This window comes from Streptomyces pathocidini (assembly GCF_001418495.1).
GTDB classification, from domain to species: Bacteria; Actinomycetota; Actinomycetes; order Streptomycetales; family Streptomycetaceae; genus Streptomyces; species Streptomyces pathocidini.
In genome coordinates, this window is sequence record NZ_LIQY01000400.1 from 1 (window position 1) to 3,942 (window position 3,942).

Sequence of the window (3,942 nt, forward strand, 5' to 3'; positions counted from 1 at the left end):
TACGACCTGGACGGCCGGCTCGTCGCCGCCCCCAACCTGCGGAACATGCCGGACGTGGACCGCTCCGAGCGGGGCCTGGTGCCCGTGCGGCTGCGCGAGTGGCTGGGCTACGCGTGGGTGTGCCTGGCCGAGGAGCCGCCGTCCTTCGAGGAGACGGTCGTCGGCGCGGTCACCGAACGGCTCGGCGACGCGGACGCGGTGGGCCGCTACGGCGCCGAGTCGCTGGCCCTGGGCCACCGGGTCGGCTACGACGTGCGGGCCAACTGGAAGCTGATCGTCGAGAACTTCATGGAGTGCTACCACTGCGCGACGATCCACCCGGAACTCACCGACGTCCTCCCGGAGTTCGCGAACGGCTACGCGGCCCAGTACTTCGTCGGGCACGGCGCGGAGTTCGCGCCGGAGGCGCGGGGGTTCACAGTGGACGGCAGTGCGGGCTTCGGCCGGATCGACGGGGTCTCGGAGGAACAGGACCGGCGGTACTACGCGGTGACGATCCGGCCGCAGGTCTTCGTCAACCTCGTCCCCGACCACGTCATCCTGCACCGGATGTTCCCGCTGGCCGCCGACCGTACGCTCGTGGAGTGCGACTGGCTGTACGCGCCGGAGGTGGTCGCGGGCGGGCACGACGTGTCGAAGTCGGTCGAGCTGTTCCACCGCGTCAACGTCCAGGACTTCGCCGCCTGCGAGCGCACCCAGCCCGCGATGGACTCCCGGGCCTACCGGTCGGGCGGGGTGCTGGTGCCGGGCGAACACCACATCGGCGACTTCCACACGTGGGTCGCCGAGCGGGTGGCGGGCTCCGCCCCGGACGGACGGCCTCGAACCCCCGGAGGCGCGGGCTTCTGACGACCGGGAGCACGGGTATCCGACGATCGGGAGGCGACCACGCCGCCGCGACGGCGAGCAACCCCTCCGGCGGAGACCGTCGGGGCCGGTCTCCGCCGGAGCTGGCGGCTGGCGGCGGTCAGCCGGTGGCGACGGGATCGGGGCGGCGGTACATCCTCGTGGCCGTGATCTGCCCGTGTGTCTGCTCGCCGTCCTCCGGATTCACTGGCGGCAGGCCGGGCCGCAGGTGCTCCTCGACGCTGATGTACTTCAGGCCCGCCCGGAGGTCCGCGTCGTTCCGCAACCGGATGACCAGCGGGAACTCGGCGAGCGCGGTGGTGTCGAACAGGCCGGTGGTGTAGAGCAGCTGGACTCCGAGCGCGTCCGCGACGGCCCGCTGGAGCTCCAGCAGATACGTGGCGTTGGCGCGGCCGATCGGGTTGTCCAGGAACAGCGTGCCCGCGTGGCGGTGCTTGTCGCGCCCGCGGTCGTTGCTGCGCAGCGCGGCCATCGTGCAATACAGCGCGATGGCCGCGGTCAGCAGCTGGCCGCCGGAGAACACGTCGCCCATCTGCCCGACCGGCACCCGCTCGGCGCGCAGCACCGCGTCCGGCTTCAGGATCTCCACCGACACTCCCTTGGGGCTGAGCGCCGCCGCGACGCCGCGCAGCAGCAGCGACATGCCGTCCCTGCGCAGGTCGGAGTTCTTGCGCACGGCGGCGCGCGTCGCCTCGTCGATGACCTCGCCGAGGCGTTCGGCGAGCGTGGCCTGGTCGGGGTCGTCGAAGCGGATCCGCAGGAACTCCTGGCCGGACCACTCGCCGAGCCCTTCCGGCAGGCGGGAAAGCCGCTGCGCGGAGCGGAGCGTGGCCAGTGAGGACTCCACCAGGCCGCGCAGCCGGTCGACGATGCTGTCGCGGTTGCGCTCCAGCTGCTCCAACTCGTCGGTCAGAACGCGCAGTCGGGGCGCGAACGCCTCGGCCCACGCCGTCGCGTGCTCCGGGAGCGCGGCGGCGGGCAGCTCGCGGATCTGCTGGCGCGCGGGGGTGCGCACCTGCTCGTAACGGGTGGCGTTGGCATGGCGTACGAGGACGTCGCTCGCCTCGCGCACCGCGGCCTCTGCGGCCGACAGATCGCCCGCGCAGCCGCGCAGCGAACGGCGCGCCTCGGCGGCGGCCTGCCGCGCCTCCTCCAGCACGCCCGCGTACGGCTCGGGCTCCTCGCCCTCCTGGTCCGGCGCGCCGGACCCGTCCCGCAGCAGGTCGCGCAGGAGCGCGGCCAGTTCGTCGAAGGCGCCCGCCGCGTCCTCGGCCGCCCGGTGGGCGCGCAGCAGCTCGCCGTGCGCCGTGCGGGCGGCCTCCAACGCGTCGGTACGGGCGGCGAGTCCGGCCGTGGCGGTGCGCAGCAGCTCCTTGGCGTGCTCGGCGTCGGAGGGCACGAGCTCGTCCGGCAGGTCGGTGTGGGCGCCGCCGCCTTCGGGCGCGTACCGCTCGGCCTCGCCGCGCAGCCGGCCGAGCTGCTCGCTGGCCGCGGAGGCGCGGGACTCCAGCCTCTGGACGAGGGCTTCCGCGCGGGCCGCGGCCGCCTGGCGGGACGGCCCGTCGGCGCCTTCGGCGCCTTCGAGGAGCTGGCCGGCGCGGGTGCGGACCTTGTTGGTGAGCCGGTCGAGTTCGGCCAGTGCGGCGCTCTCGTCGCTCTCGGCCCTGGCCTGCTCGGCGCGCAGGTCGGCGCCGACGCCCACCTTCTCGTACAGCTGCGAGGCGGCGCGGTAGGCCTCGCGCAGCGCGGGCAGCGAAGCGGGCGCCGGGGGCGCGTCCTCGGCGAGGTCGTCGGGCGCGCCGGCGATCTCCGCGCGCTCGGCGCGCAGAGCGCGCGCGGTGCGGCGCGCGTCGTCGGCGGCGCGCTGGGCGGCACGGCGGTCCTCGTCCGCGGCGCGGGCGCGGGCCAGGCACGTGGTAGCCCGGGCCTCGGACTCGGCGGCCTCCTCGGCCAGTTCGCGCCGGCGCGCCTGCCAGGGGGCGCGCTCGCGCAGCCGGAAGGCGAGCCCGGCGAGCGCGTCGGCTCCACGGCGGGCTCGCTGCGCGGCCTCCTGCCGCTCATCGCGTACACGGGCGGTCTCGGCGGCGGCCTCCTCGGCCTCGGCGCGGGCGCCACGGGCCTCCGCCAGCTCGCGTTCGGCCCGCTCGGCCCGCTCCCGTGCCTGCTCGGCAGCGGCGGCCAGTTCGGCGAGCCGGCCGGGCGGGCAGCCGGTGCGCCACGAGGCGAGTCGGGCGGACAGCGCGCGGTCCTTGGCCAGGCGGCCGGCCAGCGCCCGGATCTCCTCGTCCCGCGCGGTCGCCCGGGCGCGCAGCGCCTGCCGCTCGTCGTCGGCCGCGTGCTCGTCGTGCATCGCCGGGTTCGGCGGTACGAGGAAGACGCCGCTGTCCTCGGCCGCGCCGGGCACCGGGGTGGGCGCGAGCAGCGCCGCCGCGGTGCCGACCGCGACGGTGGAACGCGGCAGCAGGGCGGCGGCGCCCAGGACNNGAACAACTGCCGCTCCGCGGCGGCGACCCCGTTTTCGAGCAGCCCCCGCAGCTCGTCGGCGCTCCGGTCCAACTCCTCAGGGAGGAGGGGGCCTTCGGAGGCGGGGCGGCCCGTGCTCGCACCGTCGGGTGCGCCGGCAACGGCCGCAGGGCCGCTCCCACCGGGGGGTGTGTGCCGACCGTCGCCGTCGCGGGCCGAGGCGGTGCTCGCGCCGTCCGCCGCGCCGACCCCGGGAGGCGCGCCCCGCCCGGCCGGGCTCCCGGCAACGCCGTCCTCCACTGCGCCGTCGTCCGTCATGGAGCCGCCGTCGGACCGCGAGCCCGCACCCGGCTCGCCAGCCGAGACGGTGTTCCGGTGCCCGCCCGCGCCTGCGATCGACGACAAGCCGCTTCCGCCCGAGGCCGCGCCCCGGCCGGCGCCGCCGTCGCCCACCTCGGCATCGCGCGCCTTGGAGCCGTCCCCGGGCCGCGAGCCCTCGCCCGGCTCGCCCGTCGGGACCTCGGCGTCGCCCCCTCCCGTCGGGGACGCGGGGTGCCCGGATGTCCCGGGCTCGGCCTTCGGACCCGGCCGCTCCGCCGACGCGTACGGACC

2 protein-coding genes are annotated in these 3,942 nt (G+C 76.6%); one reads left to right on the forward strand and one right to left on the reverse strand.

Annotated elements, in window-relative coordinates; genetic code table 11:
• Positions 1-849 (forward strand): SRPBCC family protein (locus AOK16_RS18720; protein WP_055473375.1); only part of this gene is annotated, 849 nt, incomplete at its 5' end.
• Positions 850-967: 118 nt separating this feature from the next.
• Here AOK16_RS18720 and AOK16_RS18725 read toward each other — a convergent pair.
• Positions 968-3,349, reverse strand: a 2,382-nt coding sequence (locus AOK16_RS18725) for a coiled-coil domain-containing protein (RefSeq protein ID WP_478072345.1), incomplete at its 5' end; no start/stop codon positions are given.
• Positions 3,350-3,942 lie beyond the last annotated feature (593 nt).